Origin of the sequence: Anoxybacillus sp. MB8 (assembly GCF_011006755.1) — a bacterium.
In the GTDB taxonomy this organism is placed as follows: Bacteria; Bacillota; Bacilli; order Bacillales; family Anoxybacillaceae; genus Anoxybacillus; species Anoxybacillus gonensis.
Genome location: NZ_RXXX01000019.1, coordinates 28,797 through 51,904, shown reverse-complemented (window position 1 = coordinate 51,904; position 23,108 = coordinate 28,797). Strand labels below are relative to the sequence as shown.

Sequence of the window (23,108 nt, the reverse complement as noted above, 5' to 3'; positions counted from 1 at the left end):
AAAAACAGCAGGGGTGGCAAGCTTTTTTTGTCGAAAACCGCATAAAATCAATAAAAACTTAGGGTATGTCTTTAAAACTTTTGACAATACCTGGACAGATCGGAGGATGAACGTATGATTGAACGTTATACAAGGCCAGAAATGGGTGCGATTTGGACGGAAGAAAACCGTTTTCGTGCTTGGCTGGAAGTCGAAATTTTAGCTTGTGAAGCTTGGGCTGAGTTAGGCGTGATCCCGAAAGAAGATGTTGTAAAAATTCGTCAAAATGCTTCATTCGATATTGCGCGTATTAAAGAAATTGAAGAAGAGACGCGTCATGATGTCGTTGCCTTTACTCGTGCGGTATCAGAAACGTTAGGAGAAGAACGAAAATGGGTACATTATGGACTTACGTCTACCGATGTTGTTGATACAGCATTATCGTACTTATTAAAACAAGCAAATGAAATTTTATTGCGCGACTTAGAAAACTTTATTGTGGTATTAAAGGAGAAGGCGATCGAACATAAATATACGGTCATGATGGGGCGAACGCACGGTGTGCATGCCGAGCCGACGACATTTGGATTAAAATTGGCGCTCTGGTATGCCGAAATGGAGCGCAATTTAGAACGATTTAAGCAAGCGGCCGAAACGGTGCGCGTTGGTAAAATTTCTGGTGCTGTCGGTACGTATGCAAACATTGACCCGTTTGTCGAACAGTACGTATGCGAAAAACTCGGTTTGCAGCCTGCGCCTATTTCAACCCAAACGTTACAGCGTGATCGCCATGCGCACTATATGGCGACGCTCGCTTTAATTGCGACATCGATTGAAAAATTTGCGGTTGAGATTCGAGGACTGCAAAAAAGTGAAACGCGTGAAGTGGAAGAATTTTTCGCTAAAGGACAAAAAGGTTCATCAGCGATGCCACATAAACGCAACCCGATTGGTTCGGAAAATATGACAGGAATGGCGCGCGTCATTCGCGGCTATATGTTAACAGCATATGAAAATGTCCCGCTTTGGCATGAGCGCGACATTTCGCATTCGTCAGCGGAGCGCATTATTTTACCGGATGCAACGATCGCATTAGACTACATGCTCAACCGCTTTACAAATATCGTGAAAAACTTGACTGTATTCCCAGAAAACATGAAGAAAAATATGGATCGTACGCTCGGACTTATTTATTCGCAACGTGTATTACTTGCGCTTATTGACACAGGCATGACGCGAGAGGAGGCGTATGATCTCGTACAGCCGAAAGCGATGGAAGCGTGGGAAAAACAAGTGCCGTTTCGCTCGTTAATTGAAGCGGACGAAATGATTACAAGCCGTTTAACAAAAGAGCAAATCGCTGATTGCTTTGATTATAACTATCATTTAAAACATGTTGATACGATTTTTTGTCGACTTGGTTTGCAGTAGGTAAGGCCAATGCCTTGCCTACATAATAAAAATTCCTAATATTCTGGATAAATGGAGGGAGAGAACATGCAAAAGCAACACCTTCTATATGAAGGAAAGGCGAAGAAAGTATATGCGACAAATGAAGAGCGCGTACTATGGATTGAATATAAAGATGAAGCAACTGCATTTAACGGTGAAAAAAAAGCAACGATTGCTGGAAAAGGAAGACTAAATAATGAGATTACAAGTTTACTATTTTCTTTGCTGCATGAAGCGGGTGTGAACAATCACTTTATTCGTAAAATATCTGACAACGAACAGCTTGTGCGTCAAGTGACGATCATTCCCCTCGAAGTTGTTGTCCGCAATATTGTCGCCGGTAGTCTAGCAAAACGAATCGGGCTTGAGGAAGGAACTGCACTCGAGAAACCGATTGTAGAGTTTTACTACAAAAACGATGACTTAGGCGATCCTCTATTAACAGAAGATCATATTGCCGTGTTGCAGCTCGCCTCTTGCGATGAGCTTTTGCATATGAAACAAATGGCGCTACGCGTGAACGACATTTTCATTTCCTTATTTCGTTCATGTGACTTACAGCTTGTCGACTTCAAATTAGAGTTTGGAAGAGATGAAACGGGAGCGGTGCTGTTAGCGGATGAAATTTCCCCAGATACGTGTCGATTATGGGATGTACACACGAAAGAGAAATTTGATAAAGATGTATTTCGCCGCGATTTAGGCGACTTAACAGAAACATATACGAAACTGTTACAAAGATTAGGAGGATTATCATGTACAAAGTAAAAGTGTATGTCACATTGCGTGAAAACGTATTAGACCCACAAGGCAATGCTGTGAAAGGGGCATTGCATAGCTTAAACTATCGTGAAGTACAAGATGTACGGATTGGAAAGTTTATGGAGTTGATCGTGGAAAAAAGCGACCGCGATATTGATGCAATCGTGAAGGAAATGTGTGAAAAATTGTTAGCGAACACAGTCATTGAAGATTATCGCTATGAGATTGAGGAGGTCGTCGTTCAGTGAAATTTGCGGTCGTTGTATTTCCAGGTTCAAACTGTGATATCGACATGTATCATGCCATTTCGGATGAATTAGGAGAAGAAGTGGAATACGTTTGGCATGACGCACATTGTTTAGATGAGTTTGATGCGATTCTGTTACCGGGCGGTTTTTCATATGGTGATTATTTACGCTCTGGAGCGATTGCCCGTTTTTCTAACGTGATGAAAGCGATCAAAAAAGCAGCCGATGACGGAAAGCCGATTTTAGGTGTATGTAACGGATTTCAAATTTTACTCGAAGCAGGGCTTCTTCCAGGGGCGATGCGACGCAACAATACGTTAACGTTTATTTGCCGCCCGGTAAAGCTTCGTGTTGAAAATAATGAAACGATGTTTACGTCTCAATACGAACGTGGAGAAATCATTACGATTCCGATTGCGCACGGCGAAGGAAACTATTATTGTGATGAACAAACGTTACAACAGCTCATTGCCAATAACCAAATCGTTTTTCGATACGAGGGAGAAAATCCAAACGGTAGTTTGCATAACATTGCAGGCATCGTGAATGAAAAAGGAAACGTGCTCGGGATGATGCCACACCCTGAACGAGCTGTTCATGAATTGCTTGGAGGAGCTGACGGATTAAAACTATTTCAATCAATTGTGACATATTGGAGGGACGCGCATGTCGTTACTACTTGAGCCAAGTCCAGCAATAATTAAAGAGCAAAAATTATATCGTGAAATGGGATTAACAGACGAAGAATTTGCGATGGTGGAACGTATTCTTGGGCGCTCGCCAAATTATACAGAAACGGGCATTTTCTCTGTCATGTGGTCGGAACATTGCAGCTATAAAAATTCGAAACCTGTATTAAAAAAGTTTCCGACAGAAGGAAAGCATGTGCTCCAAGGGCCAGGAGAAGGTGCAGGCATTGTAGATATCGGGGATGGATTAGCGGTAGCGTTTAAAATTGAAAGCCATAACCACCCGTCTGCGATTGAACCGTATCAAGGGGCTGCCACGGGTGTTGGGGGAATTATTCGCGATGTATTCTCAATGGGTGCGCGACCAATTGCATTATTAAACTCGCTTCGTTTTGGCGAATTAACGTTACCGCGTGTGAAATATTTATTTGAGCGCGTTGTCGCAGGCATTGCTGGATACGGAAATTGCGTCGGCATTCCGACCGTTGGCGGTGAAGTGCAATTTGATGCGGCATACGAAGGAAATCCGCTTGTAAATGCGATGTGCGTTGGGCTTATTCGCCATGAAGATATTCAAAAAGGAATCGCATCAGGCGTTGGAAATACGGTTATGTATGTCGGGGCAAAAACGGGGCGTGACGGAATTCACGGAGCGACATTTGCATCGGAGGAATTAACGGAACAATCTGAACAAAAACGTCCAGCTGTGCAAGTCGGAGATCCATTTATGGAAAAATTGCTCCTTGAAGCTTGTTTAGAAGTCATTCATTCCGATGCGCTTGTTGGGATGCAAGATATGGGAGCTGCTGGCTTAACAAGTTCGTCAGCAGAAATGGCGAGCAAAGCAGGTTCTGGGATCGAACTGAATTTAGATCTCGTGCCACAGCGTGAAACGGGAATGACACCGTATGAAATGATGCTGTCTGAATCGCAAGAACGTATGCTTCTTGTCGTTCAAAAAGGTCGTGAACAAGAAATTGCAGATGTATTTGCAAAATACGGACTTGAGGCGAAAGCGATTGGTCGTGTAACAGATGATCATATGTTGCGGTTGTATCATCGCGGAGAAGTCGTTGCTGAAATCCCGGTTGATGCGCTTGCCAAAGATGCGCCTGTTTATCATAAACCTTCGCAAGAACCAGCGTATTATCGCGAGTTTCAAACGATACAATACACACCGACAGTTGACAATTACGAAGAAACACTACTTGCACTATTAAGTCAGCCAACGATCGCAAGTAAAGAATGGGTGTATGAGCAATACGATTATATGGTGCGAACAAATACGGTTGTTGCTCCAGGATCTGATGCAGCTGTTTTACGCATTCGTGGCACAAATAAAGCGCTAGCGATGACAACCGATTGTAATTCCCGTTACGTATATTTAGATCCAGAAGTCGGTGGGAAAATTGCGATCGCAGAAGCAGCACGCAACATCGTTTGTTCCGGTGCCCAGCCACTTGCTGTTACCGATTGTTTAAACTTTGGCAGTCCAGAGAAACCGGAAATTTTTTGGCAACTTGAAAAAGCGGTAGAAGGAATGAGCGAAGCGTGTCGTGTGCTAGAAACGCCTGTTATTAGCGGAAATGTATCCCTTTATAATGAAACGAACGGCGAAGCCATTTATCCGACACCGATTGTCGGCATGGTTGGCATCGTTGAACATATGAGCCATGTGACAACACAATCGTTTAAACAACCTGGTGACTTCATTTATGTCATTGGGGAAGCAAAGCAAGAATTTGGCGGAAGTGAGTTACAAAAATGGCTAACAGGTCGCATTTTTGGAAAGGCTCCAACGATTGATTTACATGTGGAGGCGAAACGACAACAACAGCTTCTCGCTGCGATTCGAGCTGGGGTTGTGGCATCAGCACACGATGTATCAGAAGGAGGCTTAGCGGTTGCACTTGCGGAATGTCTAATGAGCGCACAAGGTTTAGGGGCGCATGTGACCATTCAAGGCGATGTCGTTTCGGAGCTATTTAGCGAAACGCAATCACGCTTTGTCGTCTCTGTGAAAAGGGAACATCAACAAGCGTTTGAACAGCTTGTTCAAGCAGTATGTATCGGAGAAGTGACAAACGATGGAACGCTTCATGTGACAAATGGGGATACATGCATTCTCCATGTTCCAGTAGAAACAATGCGAAATGTATGGAAAGGAGCTATTCCATGCTTGCTGAAATCAAAGGATTAAATGAAGAGTGCGGGATTTTTGGCATTTGGGGACATGAGGAAGCAGCAACGTTGACGTATTACGGATTGCACAGTTTACAACATCGTGGACAAGAAGGAGCAGGAATTGTTGTTGGAGGCAACGGAACGTTACAATTTCATAAAGGACTTGGTTTAGTCACAGAAGTATTTAGTCGCGGTGAACTAGAACAATTAACGGGCATGGCTGCGATCGGCCACGTCCGTTACTCTACTGCTGGTGGGGGCGGATATACGAATGTTCAACCGCTTTTGTTCCGTTCTCAAGGTGGTAGTTTGGCGCTCGCGCATAACGGAAATTTAGTCAATGCTGATGAGTTGCGCTTTCGTTTAGAGCAACAAGGAAGTATTTTTCAAACGACGTCTGATACAGAAGTGCTCGCTCATTTAATTAAGCGTAGCGACGAACCAATTTTAAAAGAGAGGATTAAAGAAGCGTTGACGCATTTACGTGGCGCTTTTGCCTTTTTAATTTTAACGGAAACAGAAATGTATATCGCTCTTGATCCACATGGCTTTCGTCCTTTATCGCTTGGACGTTTAGGCGAGGCGTACGTTGTGGCGTCGGAAACGTGTGCGTTTGATGTCATTGGTGCCACATACGAGCGAGAAGTGGAACCGGGGGAGCTCATTATGATCAATAAGCAAGGTGTTCGTTCTGAACGTTTCGCCCCTAAAGTCGCTCGCTCCATTTGCAGTATGGAATATATTTATTTCGCTCGTCCGGATAGTAATGTGGATGGCATTAACATTCATACCGCGAGAAAAAATCTTGGGAAGCGATTAGCATTTGAAGCACCTGTTGAAGCAGATGTCGTCACTGGCGTACCGGATTCAAGTATTTCGGTAGCCATTGGTTATGCGGAAGCAACAGGTATTCCATACGAGTTAGGGTTAATTAAAAATCGGTATGTTGGACGGACGTTTATTCAACCGTCGCAATCACTTCGGGAACAAGGGGTAAAAATGAAATTGTCGCCTGTTCGAGGGGTTGTAGCAGGGAAACGAGTCGTCATGGTTGATGACTCTATTGTGCGTGGAACGACGAGCAAGCGTATTGTACGCATGCTTCGTGAGGCAGGAGCAACGGAAGTGCATGTGCGCATTAGCTCCCCACCAATTACGCATCCATGTTTTTATGGTATTGATACATCAACGAAAGAAGAGCTGATTGCAGCTAATCATACCATCGAACAAATTCGACAACTCATTGAAGCGGACTCCCTTGCATTTTTAAGCCAAGAAGGGCTTTTGCAAGCGATTGGAAGACCGAACGATTCCACAAACTGTGGGCAATGTTTAGCTTGTTTTACAGGACAATATCCGACGAAGATAGGAGGGGAGCACGTTGGCACATGCGTACAAGCAAGCTGGTGTGAATATTGAAGCTGGTTATGAAGCTGTAGAGCGGATGAAAAAACATGTCGCAAAAACAGCCCGAATGGGTGCATTAGGAAGTTTAGGCGGTTTTGGCGGGATGTTTGATCTATCTTCGCTCGGGTACAAACAACCTGTGCTTGTATCAGGAACGGACGGAGTAGGTACGAAATTGATGCTTGCGTTCGCTTTAGATCGGCACGATACGATCGGAATCGACTGTGTAGCGATGTGTGTGAATGATATTGTCGTACAAGGGGCAGAGCCGCTTTTTTTCCTTGACTACATCGCCTGTGGAAAAGCAGTACCTGAAAAAATCGAGCATATTGTAAAAGGAATTTCTGATGGTTGCATCGAAGCAGGCTGTGCGCTCATTGGAGGGGAAACAGCAGAAATGCCAGGCATGTACGGTGAAGATGAATATGATGTAGCTGGTTTTGCAGTTGGTGTGGTAGAAAAAGAAAAGCTTGTGACAGGTGAGGCGATTGTCCCTGGCGATGTGCTAATCGGTTTAGCTTCAAGTGGTTTGCATAGTAATGGATATTCGCTTGTTAGAAAAATTATAAAAGATGCTCATTTACAGTTAAATCATATATATGAACCGTTTTCTCGCTCGCTTGGCGAGGAGTTGTTAACGCCTACACGCATTTACGTCCGATCGGTACTTGAGGCATTAAAACAATTTCGTGTGAAAGGAATGGCACATATTACGGGGGGCGGTTTTATCGAAAACATTCCACGTATGTTGCCAAAGGGATTACAAGCCGAAATAGACTACGGTTCATGGCCGATTCCGCCGATTTTTAACTTTTTACAACAACATGGACAACTACAACGAATGGAAATGTTCAATATTTTTAATATGGGAATCGGTTTTGTGCTAGCTATCGATAGCGATGTTGTGCCAGACGTTGTGCAGTTGCTTGAATCGTGCGGAGAGAAAGTATATATCATCGGTCGGATCAAAGAGGGAGCAGGTGTATCGTTTGCTGGGGGAAAAATCGAATGAAGCGAATAGCTATTTTTGCGTCGGGAAGCGGAACGAATTTTCAAGCGATTATCGATGCGGTAAAAAAAGGAGATATTCAAGCAGAAGTAGCGCTTCTCGTATGTGATCGACCGCATGCCAAAGTGATTGAACGAGCCATTCGTGAATACGTGCCGGTATTTGTTTTTAACCCTAAACAGTACGAAACAAAACAACAGTTTGAACGTGAGATTTTACAACAACTACAACAAAAAGAAATTGACTGGATCGTTCTTGCGGGCTATATGCGGCTCATCGGTTCGACGCTTTTACAGGCATATCCGAACAAAATTATAAACATCCACCCTTCTCTTTTGCCGGCGTTTCCGGGTAAAGATGCAATTGGTCAAGCATACCGTTATGGCGTGAAAGTGACGGGGGTCACCGTGCATTACGTTGATGAAGGAATGGATACCGGACCAATTATTGCGCAACTGGCACTATATATTGATGACGGAGAGCCGTTAGAAAGTGTTGAGCGTCGCATTCATGAGATTGAACATACGTTGTATCCACAAGTCATTCAACAATTGCTGATGGGGAAAGGAAGTACGAAGGATGAAAAAGCGAGCGATTATTAGCGTTTCAAATAAAAAAGGAATTGTTACATTCGCCAAGCAACTAGCTGAGCTTGGAGTGGAAATTATTTCGACAGGTGGGACGAAGCGTGTATTAGCAGAACACGGAATTCCTGTGACAAGCATTTCTGATGTCACAAACTTCCCAGAAATTTTAGATGGACGGGTCAAAACATTGCACCCAAACATTCACGGCGGTCTGTTAGCTGTTCGAGATGACGAAACACATCAACAGCAACTGCAAGCGCATAACATCACGCCGATCGATTTTGTTGTGGTGAATTTATATCCATTTCAAGAAACGATCGCAAAGCCGAACGTGACGTTGATGGAAGCCATTGAACAGATTGATATTGGCGGTCCGACAATGCTTAGAGCGGCAGCGAAAAATCATGCTTACGTCACAGCTGTTGTCGATCCTGCTGATTATGATGTAGTCATTGAACAGTTAAAACAATATGGCGAAGTATTGTTAGAAACGAGACGAGCGTTAGCGGCTAAAGTGTTCCGTCATACCGCAGCGTACGATGCAATGATTGCGCAATATTTGACAAATGTCGTCGGAGAAACATATCCAGAAACGATGACGATGACTTTTGTGAAAAAACAATCGTTGCGATACGGGGAAAATCCACATCAAACGGCAGCATTTTACGAAAGACCGCTCAGCTCACCGTTTTCTATTGCGGCAGCGAAGCAGCTACACGGAAAAGAACTGTCATATAACAACATTAATGATGCCAATGCAGCGTTGCAAATTGTTGCGGAATTTACTGAGCCAGCAGCGGTAGCAGTGAAGCATATGAATCCGTGCGGAGTGGGTGTCGGTGAAACGATTGCAGAAGCGTTTCAAAAAGCTTATGAAGCCGACCCAACGTCCATTTTTGGCGGCATCGTGGCGCTTAATCGCGAGGTTGACGAACAGACAGCTGCGAAATTACATGACATTTTTTTAGAAATTGTTATCGCTCCGTCGTTCACAGAACAAGCACTTGCGATTTTAACGAAAAAGAAAAATATTCGTCTATTAACTGTTGATTTTCAATCAGAACGGAAACAAGAACCATTTTTCGTATCGGTGCGCGGTGGATTACTTGTTCAAGATGAAGATATATACACGATTAATGATGCGAACATTCAAGTTGTGACTGACAGACAGCCGACAGAAGAAGAATGGGCGAATTTAACGTTCGCTTGGCGTGTTGTGAAGCATGTGAAATCAAATGCGATTGTGTTAGCGAAAGATGGGATGACAATTGGTGTTGGCGCTGGTCAAATGAATCGTGTGGGAGCAGCGAAAATTGCCATTGAGCAAGCAGGCGGGAATGCCAACGGTGCAGTATTAGCCTCTGACGCCTTTTTCCCGATGAGCGACACAGTTGAAGTGGCTGCCCAAGCGGGAGTCACAGCTATTATTCAACCGGGTGGTTCGATTCGCGATGAAGATTCGATTCAAAAAGCAAATGAGTACGGCATTGCGATGGTATTTACAGGAGTACGCCATTTTAAACATTAAAGGAGGCGACGGACGATGAAAGTGCTCATTATCGGGCGCGGTGGTCGAGAACATGCGCTTGTATGGAAAGTAGCCCAAAGCTCGCTTGTTACTCGCGTATATGTCGCGCCGGGAAACGACGGAATGGCTTCGATTGCTACGCGCGTTCCGATTTCGGAAACGGATGTTGAAGCGCTAGCTCAGTGGGCGAAAAAAGAAGCGATCGATTTAACAATCGTTGGTCCGGAAGCTCCACTGTTAGCAGGTATTGTCGATCGTTTTGCAAGTGAAGGATTGCGTATTTTTGGTCCGAAACAACAAGCGGCATTCATTGAAGGAAGCAAGGCGTTTGCGAAAGAAATTATGAGAAAATATAACATTCCGACAGCGAACTATGCGACATTTACAAATTATGATGACGCTGTATGTTATGTACGAGAGCAAGGTGCACCGATTGTTATTAAAGCGGATGGACTTGCGGCTGGAAAAGGTGTCACGGTGGCCATGACAGTGGAAGAGGCGCTTGGCGCGTTACATGACATGATGGTTGCGAAAAAGTTTGATGAAGCAGGTGCACAAGTTGTCATTGAACAATATTTACAAGGTGAAGAATTTTCGTTGATGGCGTTCGTGCACGGGGAGCACGTGTATCCGATGGTTATCGCCCAAGATCATAAGCGAGCATTTGATGGCGATCAAGGTCCAAATACGGGAGGAATGGGCGCGTATTCGCCTGTTCCGCAAATTAGTGAGCAAACGGTTTATGAAGCGGTTGAAACAATTGTGAAGCCGACAGCAATGGCTTTGAAGCAAGAAGGATGTTCATTTACAGGATTTTTATATGCAGGATTAATTGCTACAGAAGAAGGACCAAAAGTGATTGAATTTAATGCGCGATTTGGCGATCCTGAAGCACAAGTCATTTTACCACGGCTACAAAACGATCTTGTTGAAGTGATTGTTTCGTTATTAGAAGATCAACCGATTACGTTACATTGGAGTGACGAAACAACGATTGGGGTTGTTTTAGCGGCGAAAGGGTACCCTGAACAATATGAAAAAGGCAGTGTTATTCGCGGGCTAGAACGTATAAAAAAAGCACAAATTTTCCACGCCGGCACAAAGTTTGTAAACGGTGAGTGGGTAACGGATGGAGGACGAGTGCTCCTCGTTGTTGCTAATGGAAAGACATTAGAAGAAGCACAACGTCTTGTGTATGAACAAATTCAGCATATTTCATGCGATCAACTGTTTTATCGTCACGATATCGGCCATAAAGCTATCGCGCACGCCGCTTGCGAACGTATACAAAACTAAGGGCAACGAGACTGCCAATGAGAAGAATGAGAACGAAGAACGTATCTGTTATATATTCTGCAATCATATGTGCTCTCTCCTTTTTACCCCCTTGTACGAATACAAGGGGGTTATTGTTACGAAGGGTTGACCGGTTCAATAGGAATCGCTTTCTCTTGTTCACGATCTTTTTCACAATGGCATTGATATCGTTCAAACAACGCCATAACAGGGCAAAAGCGAACAATACCTTCTGCAATTTTCATCGCAGCGAGCATAATGAGCCATATATACGATTCGCGCCACGGTTTACGGGAAAGATTGGCTGTTGCCCAAGCAAGCATAGTAAACCCGCATGTAATGCGAATCATCGCGTTAATAATACCGATGTTTTGTTTCATGTTATTCCTCCTTTTTGTTTGTGAATTTCGCTTTCATCCGTTAAAATGTGTATATACGATGGTACGATTTAGGAGGAAAGCGATGATGATTGAAAAACGGTATCGATGGAAAAGCGAACAAATTCGTAGGCACGTTGCGATTGTTGATGGAAAACAAGCGCCAACGAAAGTGCTGCTGAACGCCACATATTTACACCCATACATACGTCAATGGGTGAAAGGGAACATATGGATTTGCGATGATCGAATTGTATACGTCGGTCCGAATAAACCGAAGCAACTGGACTCATGCGAAGTCGTTGATTGTACGAATCATACGCTTGTTTCTGGTTACATTGAGCCTCATGCTCATCCGTTCCAGTTATATAATCCCCAGACGTTAGCGGAATATGCAGCTCAATTTGGAACAACGACACTCATTAACGATAATTTATTTCTTTTTTTACAGTTGACAAAAAAGAAAGCGTTTTCTTTTTTGGTAGCTATGGAAAAACAACCTGTCACGATGTATTGGTGGTGCCGACTTGATCCACAAACAGAAATGGACGGAGAAGAACACCTTTTTTCATATAAAAACATGAAAGGTTGGCTTGAAAATGATGCGGTTTTGCAGGTCGGAGAACTAACAGGATGGCCAAAACTGTTAGAAGGGGATGATTTCATTCTTCATTGGATGCAAGAAGCGAAAAAGCTCGGTAAAAAAGTGGAAGGTCATTTTCCGGGAGCTTCAGATCGCACGTTAACGAAAATGAAACTGTTTGGCGCGGATGCTGACCATGAAGCGATGACTGGCAGCGATGTACATAAGCGCTTGATGCAAGGGTATACCGTATCATTGCGCCATTCGTCCATCCGACCAGATTTGCCGACATTGCTTAAAGAGATGAAACAATGCGGGATTCATCATTACGATCATTGCATGTTTACGACAGATGGCTCAACGCCGGCTTTTTATGAGGACGGAATGATCGATGAGATGATTCGTATCGCCTTGCAAGAAGGAGTGCCTGAAATCGAAGCATATAGCATGGCCACATGGAACGTCGCTCGTTATTATAATATCGATCATTTGCACGGAAGCATTACACCAGGGCGTATTGCACACATTAATATTCTTGAACATGCTTCCAATCCGACACCGATCTCTGTTTTAGCAAGCGGACAATGGGTAAAACGTGATGGCGTTCCTGTTCATGCTTTCTCAACGATGGAATGGGACGTACATGGTCTTGCACCGCTTTCTTTGTCTTGGGATTTACAGATGGATGATTTGCAGTTTTCGATGCCATTAGGCATGTATATGGAAAACTCGGTCATTATTAAGCCATATTCGATTTCGATTGATACATCATCGGATGAGTTATCTGTCGATCACGACGAAAGCTTTTTAATGCTTATTGATCGTAATGGAAAATGGCGTGTAAACACCGTATTAAAAGGATTTGCTACACATGTGCAAGCACTTGTTAGCTCGTATTCGAATACGGGAGACATTATTTTGATCGGGAAAAGTAAGCGTGATCTATTGCTTGCCTTTAAACGGATGAAACAAATCGGAGGCGGTATCGTTTTATGTGAGCAAGGGGAAGTCATTCATGAAATTCCTCTTCCGCTAGGTGGATTAATGTCAGCGAAACCAATGAGAGAGCTGATGGAAGAAGAAAAAAAACTTGGAGAATTGTTACGGGAACGCGGTTATACGTTTGTTGATCCAATTTACACACTGCTTTTTTTATCGTCAACACATTTACCTTATGTTCGCATTACACCGAAAGGAATTTACGATGTGATGCATAAAACAGTACTCTTTCCAACAATAATGCGTTAAAATATAAAAGGGATGGAAGATGAAAGGTTGGGTTCATGTTGCAACGACTATTTTTTCTGTTGATGATCATGACGGTGTTTTTATTGAGCATCGGATGTCAACGTATAGAGTCAAACATAAAAGAAAAGGAATCCCCACCAACAACCGTTGAACAAAAAAATGAACCAAAAACAAAAGACATAGCTTGGATGTTTCCGTTAACAGGCATGCCAACAAATGAAAAAACGATGCAACGCGCGGTGGCAGTGATGATCAATAACTATCCTGCTGCACGGCCACAATCGGGGTTACACAAAGCAGACATCGTGTATGAAGTGCTTGCAGAAGGAGATATTACACGGCTGTTAGCGATTTACCAAAGCGAACAACCTGATACCATCGGGCCTGTTCGAAGCGCAAGAGATTATTTTGTTCACCTAAGCAACGGTTTTCATGCGTTATACGTATGTCACGGATGGAGTCCGGAAGCGCAAACGTTATTAAAGTCTGGTGCTACAGATTACGTAAATGGTTTATTTTATGATGGAACACTATTTTGGCGCGATCATACACGAAAGGCACCACACAACTCGTATATTTCCTTTGAACATATTAAAAAAGGTGCCGAAAAAAACGGCTATGTTTTTGAAGAAGAAGTCAAACCGTTACCTTTTTTTACAAACGATTTGACAAACGCTGTAAAAGCGACGAATATTGATGTGGTGTACTCTAAACGATCGTATGCTCACGTTCATTATGCGTACGACGGAACGAAATATGTTCGTTCGAGCGGTGGAGAGCCGACAGTGGATCGGGAGACGAATACACCGATTGCGGTAGAAAATGTGTTCGTCATTGAAGCGATGCATCAAATTATTGACGACTATGGTCGAAGAGACATTGACTTTACATCAGGTGGAAAAGGGTATTTATTTCAAGAAGGAACGGTGCAGGAAGTGGAGTGGAAAAATATTGACGGACGCCTCCTTCCTTATAAAGACGGTGTTCCGCTCGGATTTACCCGAGGAAAAACGTGGATTCAAGTCGTTCCGGACTTAAAGCAAGTACAATATGAATAGGGGGACGTATATGCAAATTAATAAATTGCGAGGCAGAGAGCTTGACCAATTATTTCGCGCGATTTTGTCATTGAAAGATTTAGAAGAATGTTATCGTTTTTTCGATGATTTATGTACCGTCAATGAAATACAAGCGCTTGCGCAACGGTTGGAAGTAGCTCGCATGTTGCGCGAAGGATATACGTATCATAAAATTGAAACAGAAACAGGGGCAAGCACAGCGACTATTTCGCGCGTAAAACGTTGCTTAAACTACGGAAATGATGCGTATGCGATGGCACTCGATCGCATTTATAATGAACAACAAGAGGAGGCTGGCTCACAATGAGTCAGCTTCTTTTTACGATTTTTTGTTATGATTTTTGTTATAATGAGATGAGGTGAAAAAACATGAATGAGATAACAACATGGCGCCATGTGTTTAAATTAGATCCGAATAAAGAGATAACAGATGAACAATTAGAACAAGTATGCGAATCAGGAACGGATGCGATCATTGTTGGCGGAACAGACGGTGTGACCCTTGAAAACGTCATCGATTTGCTTGCGCGCGTGCGCCGTTTTTCCGTTCCATGTGCATTAGAAGTATCAAATATTGAGGCGATTACACCTGGGTTTGACTATTATTTCATTCCAATGGTGCTAAATAGCCGTGATCTGACTTGGTTAATTGATTTGCATCACGAAGCGGTCAAACAGTTTGGTGACTTAATTAATTGGGAAGAACTGTTTGTTGAAGGGTATTGTATTTTAAATGACGAATGTAAAGCGGCATCATTAACGAGTGCACGAACGAATGTAACAGAAGAAGATGTTATTGCGTATGCTCGAATGGCGGAACATATGTACCATTTTCCAATTTTTTACATGGAATATAGCGGGCGATACGGAGATGTGGCGCTTGTAGAGAAAGTGAAACGGACGCTAGAACGCACACGTTTGTTTTATGGCGGTGGCATTCATACACCTGAACAAGCGAAAGAGATGGCGATGTGGGCCGACACGGTCGTTGTAGGAAATGCGATTTATACAAATTTACAAATGGCGTTACAAACAGTCGAAGCGGTAAAAGGAAAATCGGCATAAATGGAGAATAAAAAAGAGAACATATGTTTTGGTGGTGAAAAAATGAGTATGTCAGCACATATGCTGTTGGAAGGATTAAATGAAAAACAAAAAGAGGCTGTGAAAACGACGGAAGGTCCGCTTTTAATTATGGCGGGGGCAGGAAGTGGAAAGACGCGCGTGTTAACGCATCGCATCGCTTATTTAATGGCGGAGAAAGATGTTGCTCCATGGAACATTTTAGCGATTACATTTACAAACAAAGCAGCGCGTGAAATGAAAGAACGTGTAGAACGAATCGTTGGAAAGCAAGCGGAAGATATATGGATTTCTACGTTTCACTCGATGTGCGTTCGCATTTTGCGACGCGACATCGATCGGATCGGCATTCATGCTAATTTTTCCATTCTGGATCCAACCGATCAATTATCCGTGTTAAAACATATTTTAAAAGATCGCAATATTGATCCAAAAAAATATGATCCACGTGCGCTTTTAGGTACAATTAGCAGCGCGAAAAACGAATTGATGACGCCAGAAAAATATGCCGACCAAGCGGCAAGTCCATATGAGAAGCTTGTCGCGGATGTGTATAAAGAATATCAAAAGCGATTGTTGCGCAATCATGCCCTTGATTTCGATGACTTAATTATGACGACGATTCAACTATTTCAACGTGTTCCGGAAGTGTTGGAATATTATCAACGAAAGTTTCAGTACATTCATGTCGATGAATATCAAGATACGAACCGCTCGCAATATTTGCTCGTGAACATGCTTGCGAAACGATTTCAAAACTTATGTGTGGTCGGCGATTCTGATCAATCGATTTATCGTTGGCGCGGTGCCGATATTAGCAACATTTTATCGTTTGAAAAAGATTATCCGAACGCCAAAGTCATTTTGCTTGAGCAAAATTACCGCTCGACGAAACGTATTTTACAAGCAGCCAATGCAGTTATTGAGCATAACACGCAACGAAAACCGAAAAAGCTTTGGACGGAGAATAGCGAGGGACATGCACTTGTGTATTATGAGGCGATGACGGAAGTAGATGAAGCGCAATTTGTCGTTGGAAAAATTAAAGAATATGTCGATGCAGGAAAACGAGCGTATAAAGATTTTGCTGTTTTATATCGAACGAATGCGCAATCGCGCGTGCTTGAAGAAATGTTATTAAAGGCGAATATCCCATATAAAATTGTTGGCGGTTTAAAATTCTATGACCGAAAAGAAATTAAAGATATTTTAGCTTATTTACGCTTAATTGCGAATCCGAATGATGACATTAGTTTTACACGCATTATTAACGTTCCAAAACGCGGCATTGGGGCATCAACAATTGATAAAATTGCAGCATATGCTTCTAGCCGAGGAATATCGATGTTTGATGCGCTCGGTTCTATTGAAGAAATGGGAATTAGCGCTCGCATCGCTGCACCGCTCGTGCAATTTCGCGAACAAATTCATCATTGGAGCCAAATGCAACACTATTTATCCGTCACGGAGCTTGTCGAAGATGTGCTCGACCGTTCAGGTTATCGCGATATGCTTCGTGAAGAAAAAACGTTAGAGGCACACAGTCGACTTGAAAACATTGACGAGTTTTTATCAGTTACTCAACATTTTGAACAAGTAAACGAAGATAAGTCGCTCGTTGCCTTCTTAACGGACTTAGCGCTTGTTGCGGATATCGATCAGCTTGATAATGATAATGAAGGGCAAACAAACGATGCGGTTGTTTTAATGACACTTCATTCTGCAAAAGGATTAGAGTTTCCTGTCGTCTTTTTAGTCGGACTCGAAGAAGGGATCTTCCCGCATAACCGCTCATTAAACGATGAAGATGAAATGGAAGAGGAACGACGTTTAGCGTATGTTGGCATTACGCGTGCGGAAGAAGAACTTTTTTTAACGCGTGCGCATATGCGTACGTTATTCGGGCAAACGCATGTTAACGCCCCATCTCGTTTTATTGATGAAATTCCTGAAGAGCTCATTGAATATGCACATAAACGAGTGAAACAACAGGCGACATCTCAACGTCCATCTACCATGTTGCAAGGAGGATGGCGCGTAGGAGATAAGGTGAGCCATAAAGTGTGGGGCATTGGGACAATTGTGCGCGTAAAAGAAAGCGATGGTGATCAAGAGCTAGATGTCGCTTTTTCAAGCCCAATTGGCATTAAACGACTATTGGCGAAATTTGCTCCGATTACGAAAGTGTAGAGAGGATGAAGAACGTGGCACAACACGACGTTGAAAAGCAAATTGCCGAATTGCGCCAACAAATTGAGAAATATAACTATGAATATTACGTATTAGACAAACCTTCTATTTCTGATGCCGAGTACGATGAATTAATGAGAAAATTGATGGAGTTAGAGGAACAATATCCAAAATATAAAACACCGGATTCTCCGTCGCAACGCGTTGGCGGAGCGCCGTTAGAAGCGTTTGCAAAGGTGCTTCACCGCGTGCCGATGCTTAGTTTAAGCAACGCTTTTCATGAAGGGGATTTACGAGATTTTGACCGCCGTGTGCGCCAAGAAGTTGGTGACGTCCGTTACGTATGTGAATTGAAAATTGACGGTTTAGCCGTATCGCTCCGTTATGAAAATGGCTATTTCGTACAAGGAGCGACACGCGGAGATGGAACGACTGGAGAGGATATTACAGAAAATTTAAAAACGATTCGCTCATTGCCGCTTCGATTGCGTAAACAAGTGTCGATTGAAGTGCGTGGAGAAGCGTATATGCCGCGAAAATCGTTTGAAAAGCTAAATGAAAAGCGCAAAATGAACGGAGAAGAATTGTTTGCTAATCCGCGCAACGCGGCAGCTGGCTCGCTTCGTCAACTTGATCCAAAAGTCGTCGCGTCCCGTCAGTTAGATATATTTGTATATCATGTCGTCAATGCAGAAGAGCTCGGATTCGTTTCTCATAGTGAGTCGCTTAATTATTTAGACGAGCTCGGATTTAAAACAAATCCGGCTCGGCAAGTATGCGAAACGATAGATGATGTACTTTCTTACATTGAACAGTGGCATGAGCGACGCGCGTCATTGCCGTATGATATTGATGGAATCGTCATTAAAGTAGATGCGTTTGCGCAACAAAAGCAACTAGGAGCGACAGCGAAAAGTCCACGCTGGGCCATTGCTTATAAATTTCCGGCTGAAGAAGTTGTGACACAACTTGTTGATATTGAGCTAAGTGTCGGTCGAACAGGTGTGGTCACTCCAACAGCTATTTTACAGCCTGTGCGTGTGGCAGGTACGATTGTACAGCGTGCATCGCTCCATAATGAAGACTACATTCGTGAAAAAGATATTCGTCTTGGCGATTACGTCGTCATTAAAAAAGCGGGCGATATTATTCCAGAGGTTGTGCGTTCATTGCCAGAGCGGCGAACAGGACAAGAGAAGCCGTTCGATATGCCGACGCATTGCCCAGCATGCGCGAGCGAACTCGTTCGTCTCGATGATGAAGTCGCGCTTCGTTGCGTCAATCCGCAATGTTCGGCACAAATTCGAGAGGGACTTACTCATTTCGTTTCACGCCAAGCGATGAATATTGACGGATTAGGCGAAAAAGTGATCGCTCAACTATTTGAACACGGTCTCGTTCGTAGTGTGGCAGATTTGTATACGTTAACGAAAGACAAACTTGTCGCGTTAGAACGAATGGGAGAAAAATCAGCAACAAACTTACTGCAAGCGATTGAAACATCGAAACAAAATTCACTGGAGCGCTTATTGTTCGGGCTCGGTATTCGCCACGTTGGCGCAAAAGCGGCAAAAACGTTAGCGGAACATTTTGAAACGATGGAACGTCTTCAACAAGCGACGAAAGAAGAACTAACAGCCATTCATGAAATTGGTGAGAAAATGGCGGAATCGATTGTGACGTATTTTTCAAAAGAAGAAGTAAAGCAGTTGCTTGAACGCTTGCGGGCGTATGGTGTCAATATGACATATAAAGGTGTGAAACGGACAGCGGACATAAGCTCAACGTTTGCTGGGAAGACGTTTGTTTTAACAGGCACGTTACAATCGATGTCGCGGAGCGAAGCAAAAGAAAAAATTGAAGCACTAGGTGGAAAAGTGACAGGAAGTGTCAGTAAAAAAACAGACGTTGTCGTTGTAGGTGAAGATGCTGGATCAAAATTAGAAAAAGCGAAACAGCTTGGCATTACAATTTGGGATGAAGCGCGTTTTCTTCAAGAAATACAACAATAAAAGCAGGTGTGAACGATGAAAAGGCTGATGATATTGCTCACTTGTACGCTTCTTACTTTGTCAGCATGCGCGCCAAAATTTAATCAAGAAGAGCAAGTTGTGCAAGAAACAGATAATAAAAAACAAAAGGCGATTATTCCAAAGTACAACATTTCTAACTCGTATTATCGCACAATTTTACCGTTTCAACCCGGAGAGGCGCGGGGACTTGTCGTTGAAAATGTGAATACACGATTAGATATGGATGAATTTGAACTCGGTTTAATGCGCATTGCGCAAGACAAGTTTTCTCCGTCACAATATTTATTTCAACAAGGACAATATTTAGATCGAAAAACGATTGAGTCGTGGCTTAAGCGAAAACAAGGAAATGGCGAAGGGTTGAATCCTGCGCTCGGAAATGAAGGGACAAATGAAGAAAAAAATAAAAAACATCCACTCTACATTTCACATATTTTAGAGCACAACTACTTAATAAAAACAGGGAACGATAAAGTGCAATTAGGTGGAGTCGTCATCGGGCTTGCGATGAATTCCGTCCATTACTATGAAACAGAAGAAGGGTATCCGCGCGAAGTAAAAATTTCAAAAAGCGATATGGAGAAGGAAGGGAAAAAAGCAGCAGAAGAAATCGTTTCTCGTTTACGTCAAATCGATGGATTAAGAGAAGTACCGATTGTTGTTGGCTTATTTGAACAACAACCGAAGTCGTCCATTGTTCCAGGGCACTTTTTTGCGGTTGGTTATGTTGATAAAGGAAGTAACGCCATTCAAGATTGGGAAAAAATAAATGAAGAATATTACGTGTTTCCATCGGATGAAGCGGAAAAAAACCATCGCGATGATTTAGTCAAGTTTTTAAATTTGAAATCCGATATTGAAGAATTTTTTCCGAATTACACAGGGGTGATCGGTAGGGCATTTTACCGTGATGACCAACTACAACAATTGACAATCGACATTGTTATGCAGTTTTACGGAAAAACAGAAGTTATTGGATTTACGCAATACGTCACAGGTCTTCTCATGGAAAAAATGCCTGATTATATGCCGATTTCCGTTTACATTTCTTCGGTGCGCGGACCGGAAAGTATCATTATAAAAAGCCCAGACAAAAATGAACCGTTTGTTCACATCTACCAACCATAAAAAATTTGAATATGTATGCTCCATCCGTTAGAATGAAATTGTGTGTATGAAAACGCTTTTGTAATTTCAACAAAGGGGGCTTACATATGGTACAACCTTACAAACATGAACCATTTACAGACTTTACAATCGAAGCAAACAAAAAAGCGTTTGAAGAAGGATTGAAGACGGTACAAGCTTATCTCGGTCAAGATTATCCGCTTGTCATTGGCGGAGAACGAATCATGACGGAAGATAAGATTGTTTCCATTAATCCAGCGAATAAAACAGAAGTTGTCGGTCGCGTAGCGAAAGCGAATAAAGATTTAGCAGAAAAAGCGATGCAAACAGCCGATGCGGCATTTACATGGTGGAGCAAAACGAAGCCAGAAATGCGCGCAGATATTTTGTTCCGTGCGGCAGCGATTGTGCGCCGTCGCAAACATGAGTTTTCCGCATTGCTTGTGAAAGAAGCAGGAAAACCGTGGAAAGAAGCAGATGCAGATACTGCTGAAGCGATTGACTTTATGGAATATTATGCTCGCCAAATGTTGAAATTAAAAGACGGCATTCCTGTCGAAAGTCGTCCGGGAGAAACAAACCGTTTCTTTTACATTCCGCTTGGCGTTGGCGTTGTCATTTCGCCGTGGAACTTCCCATTTGCAATTATGGCGGGAACGACAGTTGCAGCGCTTGTGACAGGAAATACGGTGCTTTTAAAGCCAGCAAGTGCCACACCAGTCGTTGCTTATAAGTTCGTAGAAGTGTTAGAAGAAGCAGGCCTTCCAGCAGGCGTATTAAACTACATTCCGGGAAGCGGTGCGGAAGTAGGCGATTATTTAGTCGACCATCCGCGCACACGTTTTATTAGCTTCACAGGTTCGCGCGATGTTGGCATTCGCATTTATGAGCGCGCCGCTAAAGTGCATCCAGGACAAATTTGGCTCAAGCGCGTCATTGCTGAAATGGGTGGAAAAGACACGATTGTTGTTGATAAAGAAGCAGACCTTGAATTAGCTGCACAATCAATTGTGGCATCGGCATTCGGTTTCTCAGGCCAAAAATGTTCAGCATGCTCGCGCGTTGTTGTGCTTGAAGACGTATACGATCAAGTATTAAACCGCGTTGTCGAGTTAACAAAGCAACTAAAAGTCGGCAACCCAGAAGAACAAAGCACGTTTATGGGACCGGTTATCGATCAATCGGCATATAACAAAATTATGGAATATATCGAAATTGGTAAACAAGAAGGCAAGCTTATGACAGGCGGCGAAGGAGACGACTCGAAAGGCTTCTTCATTCAGCCAACGGTGTTTGCAGATGTCGATCCGAAAGCGCGCATTATGCAAGAAGAAATTTTCGGACCAGTCGTTGCGTTTACGAAAGCAAAAGACTTCGATCAGGCGCTTGACATTGCAAACAACACAGAATACGGCTTAACAGGTGCGGTCATTTCAAACAACCGCTTCCATTTAGAAAAAGCGCGTGAGGAGTTCCATGTTGGCAACCTTTACTTCAACCGCGGTTGCACAGGAGCGATCGTCGGCTACCATCCGTTTGGTGGATTCAACATGTCTGGTACAGACTCGAAAGCAGGTGGCCCAGACTACTTACTTCTCCATATGCAAGCAAAAACAGTATCAGAAATGTTTTAACAGAAAAACCCTCGCCGTTTACTCGGCGAGGGTTTTTTATGAAAACAACCGATTTCTCATTTTGAAAAGTTCTCGCTCAGTCATCGTTGTTTTGTGGACGGTGAAATCGACGTCAAGTTGGAGGTTGTTAAGACGCTCGTTGAATTGTTCGTAGTGGGAGTCAATTTTTTCGTTTAGTGCGTGGATTTCTTGCTTCATTGCTGTCATTTCACCGCGCATATGATGCACGTCCATCGTTAAAGCTTCAAGCTTTGCGTCAGTTTCCTCTTGACGATGGAGAAGAGCATTCATAAGATCGTAAAGCTCTTTTTGTCCATTTTTTAATGCTTGTTGCTCTTCGCGAATAAACTGCTGCTCTTTACGGAATGCATTCATCTCTTCCCGCAAAGAGTTTATTTCTTCACGGAACGTTTTTTGCTCTTCTCGAATAGCCATTTGCTCTTCTCGAATAGCCATTTGTTCTTCTCGAATAGCCATTTGTTCTTCTCGAATAGCCATTTGTTCTTCTCGAATAGCTCGTTGCTCTTCTCGAATGTCTTGTAATTCTTTTTGAATGTCTGTGACGATGGCTAAAATTTTCTCCAACACTTGTGCACTCATGTTCTCACCTCC

The 23,108-nt window shown here is 43.1% G+C and carries 21 protein-coding genes; 18 read left to right on the top strand and 3 right to left on the bottom strand.

Annotated features, from left to right (window positions below):
* Window positions 1-114: 114 nt before the first annotated feature.
* The 10 genes from purB (at window position 115) to purD (ending at window position 11,141) form a co-directional block, all read left to right on the top strand.
* Complete coding sequence (gene purB, locus EKC99_RS08530; RefSeq protein WP_163151423.1) at window positions 115-1,410, top strand: adenylosuccinate lyase; 1,296 nt, start codon at window positions 115-117, stop codon at window positions 1,408-1,410.
* Window positions 1,411-1,476: 66 nt separating this feature from the next.
* Window positions 1,477-2,199 (top strand): phosphoribosylaminoimidazolesuccinocarboxamide synthase, encoded by a 723-nt coding sequence (gene purC, locus EKC99_RS08525; protein ID WP_055441636.1) that lies wholly within the window; start codon window positions 1,477-1,479, stop codon window positions 2,197-2,199.
* The gene (gene purS / locus EKC99_RS08520; RefSeq protein WP_055441637.1) at window positions 2,187-2,441 is read left to right on the top strand and encodes a phosphoribosylformylglycinamidine synthase subunit PurS; all 255 of its coding nucleotides are present in this window, start codon (window positions 2,187-2,189) and stop codon (window positions 2,439-2,441) included. Before purC ends, purS begins: the two co-directional genes overlap by 13 nt.
* A complete protein-coding gene (gene purQ, locus EKC99_RS08515; RefSeq protein WP_055441638.1) occupies window positions 2,438-3,124 on the top strand; it encodes a phosphoribosylformylglycinamidine synthase subunit PurQ in 687 nt (228 codons plus the stop codon). Before purS ends, purQ begins: the two co-directional genes overlap by 4 nt.
* On the top strand, window positions 3,108-5,330 hold the full coding sequence (gene purL, locus EKC99_RS08510) for a phosphoribosylformylglycinamidine synthase subunit PurL (RefSeq protein WP_055441639.1): 2,223 nt from the start codon (window positions 3,108-3,110) through the stop codon (window positions 5,328-5,330). Before purQ ends, purL begins: the two co-directional genes overlap by 17 nt.
* Window positions 5,306-6,733 (top strand): amidophosphoribosyltransferase, encoded by a 1,428-nt coding sequence (purF, locus tag EKC99_RS08505; protein ID WP_163151421.1) that lies wholly within the window; start codon window positions 5,306-5,308, stop codon window positions 6,731-6,733. The genes purL and purF overlap by 25 nt, the downstream gene beginning before the upstream one ends.
* Window positions 6,696-7,733, top strand: coding sequence for a phosphoribosylformylglycinamidine cyclo-ligase (gene purM, locus EKC99_RS08500; RefSeq protein ID WP_055441678.1), 1,038 nt, complete (start codon window positions 6,696-6,698; stop codon window positions 7,731-7,733). Before purF ends, purM begins: the two co-directional genes overlap by 38 nt.
* Entirely contained in the window at window positions 7,730-8,332 is a 603-nt protein-coding gene (purN, locus tag EKC99_RS08495) for a phosphoribosylglycinamide formyltransferase (protein WP_163151419.1), read from the top strand. The genes purM and purN overlap by 4 nt, the downstream gene beginning before the upstream one ends.
* Entirely contained in the window at window positions 8,310-9,845 is a 1,536-nt protein-coding gene (gene purH / locus EKC99_RS08490) for a bifunctional phosphoribosylaminoimidazolecarboxamide formyltransferase/IMP cyclohydrolase (protein ID WP_163151417.1), read from the top strand. Before purN ends, purH begins: the two co-directional genes overlap by 23 nt.
* A 15-nt stretch (window positions 9,846-9,860) precedes the next feature.
* Window positions 9,861-11,141, top strand: a complete 1,281-nt coding sequence (purD, locus tag EKC99_RS08485) for a phosphoribosylamine--glycine ligase (protein ID WP_055441643.1) — start codon at window positions 9,861-9,863, stop codon at window positions 11,139-11,141.
* Here purD and EKC99_RS16050 read toward each other — a convergent pair.
* Both EKC99_RS16050 and EKC99_RS08480 read right to left on the bottom strand, forming a co-directional pair.
* Window positions 11,104-11,208 carry an EYxxD motif small membrane protein gene (locus EKC99_RS16050; protein ID WP_342413237.1) on the bottom strand — a complete coding sequence of 35 codons (105 nt, stop codon included), beginning with the start codon at window positions 11,206-11,208 and terminating at the stop codon, window positions 11,104-11,106. The genes purD and EKC99_RS16050 overlap by 38 nt on opposite strands.
* A gap of 49 nt (window positions 11,209-11,257) precedes the next feature.
* On the bottom strand, window positions 11,258-11,521 hold the full coding sequence (locus EKC99_RS08480; protein ID WP_055441644.1) for a YgaP family membrane protein: 264 nt from the start codon (window positions 11,519-11,521) through the stop codon (window positions 11,258-11,260).
* Window positions 11,522-11,606: 85 nt separating this feature from the next.
* Between EKC99_RS08480 and EKC99_RS08475 the strand changes: the two genes are divergently transcribed.
* From EKC99_RS08475 to pruA, 8 genes are all read left to right on the top strand, one after another.
* Complete coding sequence (locus EKC99_RS08475) at window positions 11,607-13,349, top strand: adenine deaminase C-terminal domain-containing protein (RefSeq protein ID WP_163151431.1); 1,743 nt, start codon at window positions 11,607-11,609, stop codon at window positions 13,347-13,349.
* A 35-nt stretch (window positions 13,350-13,384) separates the two neighbouring features.
* Window positions 13,385-14,407: a DUF3048 domain-containing protein gene (locus EKC99_RS08470; RefSeq protein WP_163151415.1), complete on the top strand. Its 1,023-nt coding sequence runs from the start codon at window positions 13,385-13,387 to the stop codon at window positions 14,405-14,407.
* 10 nt (window positions 14,408-14,417) lie between these two features.
* Window positions 14,418-14,735: a YerC/YecD family TrpR-related protein gene (locus EKC99_RS08465; protein ID WP_006323616.1), complete on the top strand. Its 318-nt coding sequence runs from the start codon at window positions 14,418-14,420 to the stop codon at window positions 14,733-14,735.
* A 62-nt stretch (window positions 14,736-14,797) separates the two neighbouring features.
* The gene (pcrB, locus tag EKC99_RS08460) at window positions 14,798-15,493 is read left to right on the top strand and encodes a heptaprenylglyceryl phosphate synthase (RefSeq protein ID WP_042536309.1); all 696 of its coding nucleotides are present in this window, start codon (window positions 14,798-14,800) and stop codon (window positions 15,491-15,493) included.
* 42 nt (window positions 15,494-15,535) lie between these two features.
* Window positions 15,536-17,701 carry a DNA helicase PcrA gene (gene pcrA / locus EKC99_RS08455; protein WP_042536323.1) on the top strand — a complete coding sequence of 722 codons (2,166 nt, stop codon included), beginning with the start codon at window positions 15,536-15,538 and terminating at the stop codon, window positions 17,699-17,701.
* Window positions 17,702-17,706: 5 nt separating this feature from the next.
* Window positions 17,707-19,713, top strand: coding sequence for an NAD-dependent DNA ligase LigA (gene ligA, locus EKC99_RS08450; RefSeq protein WP_163151413.1), 2,007 nt, complete (start codon window positions 17,707-17,709; stop codon window positions 19,711-19,713).
* 15 nt (window positions 19,714-19,728) lie between these two features.
* Entirely contained in the window at window positions 19,729-20,862 is a 1,134-nt protein-coding gene (locus EKC99_RS08445) for a CamS family sex pheromone protein (protein ID WP_163151411.1), read from the top strand.
* 86 nt (window positions 20,863-20,948) lie between these two features.
* Entirely contained in the window at window positions 20,949-22,496 is a 1,548-nt protein-coding gene (gene pruA, locus EKC99_RS08440) for an L-glutamate gamma-semialdehyde dehydrogenase (protein ID WP_019418092.1), read from the top strand.
* 36 nt (window positions 22,497-22,532) lie between these two features.
* Here the strand turns inward: pruA and EKC99_RS08435 are convergent, their stop codons facing one another.
* Complete coding sequence (locus EKC99_RS08435; RefSeq protein WP_163151408.1) at window positions 22,533-23,096, bottom strand: hypothetical protein; 564 nt, start codon at window positions 23,094-23,096, stop codon at window positions 22,533-22,535.
* Between the last annotated feature and the right edge of the window lie 12 nt (window positions 23,097-23,108).

Bases quoted from the DNA above. Each gene is read 5' to 3' on its own strand.
- purF (WP_163151421.1), top strand. From the start codon at position 5,306: ATGCTTGCTGAAATCAAAGGATTAAATGAAGAGTGCGGGATTTTTGGC.
- pcrB (WP_042536309.1), top strand. From the start codon at position 14,798: ATGAATGAGATAACAACATGGCGCCATGTGTTTAAATTAGATCCGAAT.
- pcrA (WP_042536323.1), top strand. From the start codon at position 15,536: ATGAGTATGTCAGCACATATGCTGTTGGAAGGATTAAATGAAAAACAA.
- EKC99_RS08480 (WP_055441644.1), bottom strand. From the start codon at position 11,521: ATGAAACAAAACATCGGTATTATTAACGCGATGATTCGCATTACATGC.
- EKC99_RS08465 (WP_006323616.1), top strand. From the start codon at position 14,418: ATGCAAATTAATAAATTGCGAGGCAGAGAGCTTGACCAATTATTTCGC.
- pruA (WP_019418092.1), top strand. From the start codon at position 20,949: ATGGTACAACCTTACAAACATGAACCATTTACAGACTTTACAATCGAA.
- EKC99_RS08445 (WP_163151411.1), top strand. From the start codon at position 19,729: ATGAAAAGGCTGATGATATTGCTCACTTGTACGCTTCTTACTTTGTCA.
- purH (WP_163151417.1), top strand. From the start codon at position 8,310: ATGAAAAAGCGAGCGATTATTAGCGTTTCAAATAAAAAAGGAATTGTT.
- EKC99_RS08470 (WP_163151415.1), top strand. From the start codon at position 13,385: ATGTTGCAACGACTATTTTTTCTGTTGATGATCATGACGGTGTTTTTA.
- EKC99_RS08475 (WP_163151431.1), top strand. From the start codon at position 11,607: ATGATTGAAAAACGGTATCGATGGAAAAGCGAACAAATTCGTAGGCAC.
- ligA (WP_163151413.1), top strand. From the start codon at position 17,707: ATGAAGAACGTGGCACAACACGACGTTGAAAAGCAAATTGCCGAATTG.
- EKC99_RS08435 (WP_163151408.1), bottom strand. From the start codon at position 23,096: ATGAGTGCACAAGTGTTGGAGAAAATTTTAGCCATCGTCACAGACATT.
- purL (WP_055441639.1), top strand. From the start codon at position 3,108: ATGTCGTTACTACTTGAGCCAAGTCCAGCAATAATTAAAGAGCAAAAA.
- purN (WP_163151419.1), top strand. From the start codon at position 7,730: ATGAAGCGAATAGCTATTTTTGCGTCGGGAAGCGGAACGAATTTTCAA.
- purB (WP_163151423.1), top strand. From the start codon at position 115: ATGATTGAACGTTATACAAGGCCAGAAATGGGTGCGATTTGGACGGAA.
- purC (WP_055441636.1), top strand. From the start codon at position 1,477: ATGCAAAAGCAACACCTTCTATATGAAGGAAAGGCGAAGAAAGTATAT.
- purS (WP_055441637.1), top strand. From the start codon at position 2,187: ATGTACAAAGTAAAAGTGTATGTCACATTGCGTGAAAACGTATTAGAC.
- EKC99_RS16050 (WP_342413237.1), bottom strand. From the start codon at position 11,208: ATGATTGCAGAATATATAACAGATACGTTCTTCGTTCTCATTCTTCTC.
- purD (WP_055441643.1), top strand. From the start codon at position 9,861: ATGAAAGTGCTCATTATCGGGCGCGGTGGTCGAGAACATGCGCTTGTA.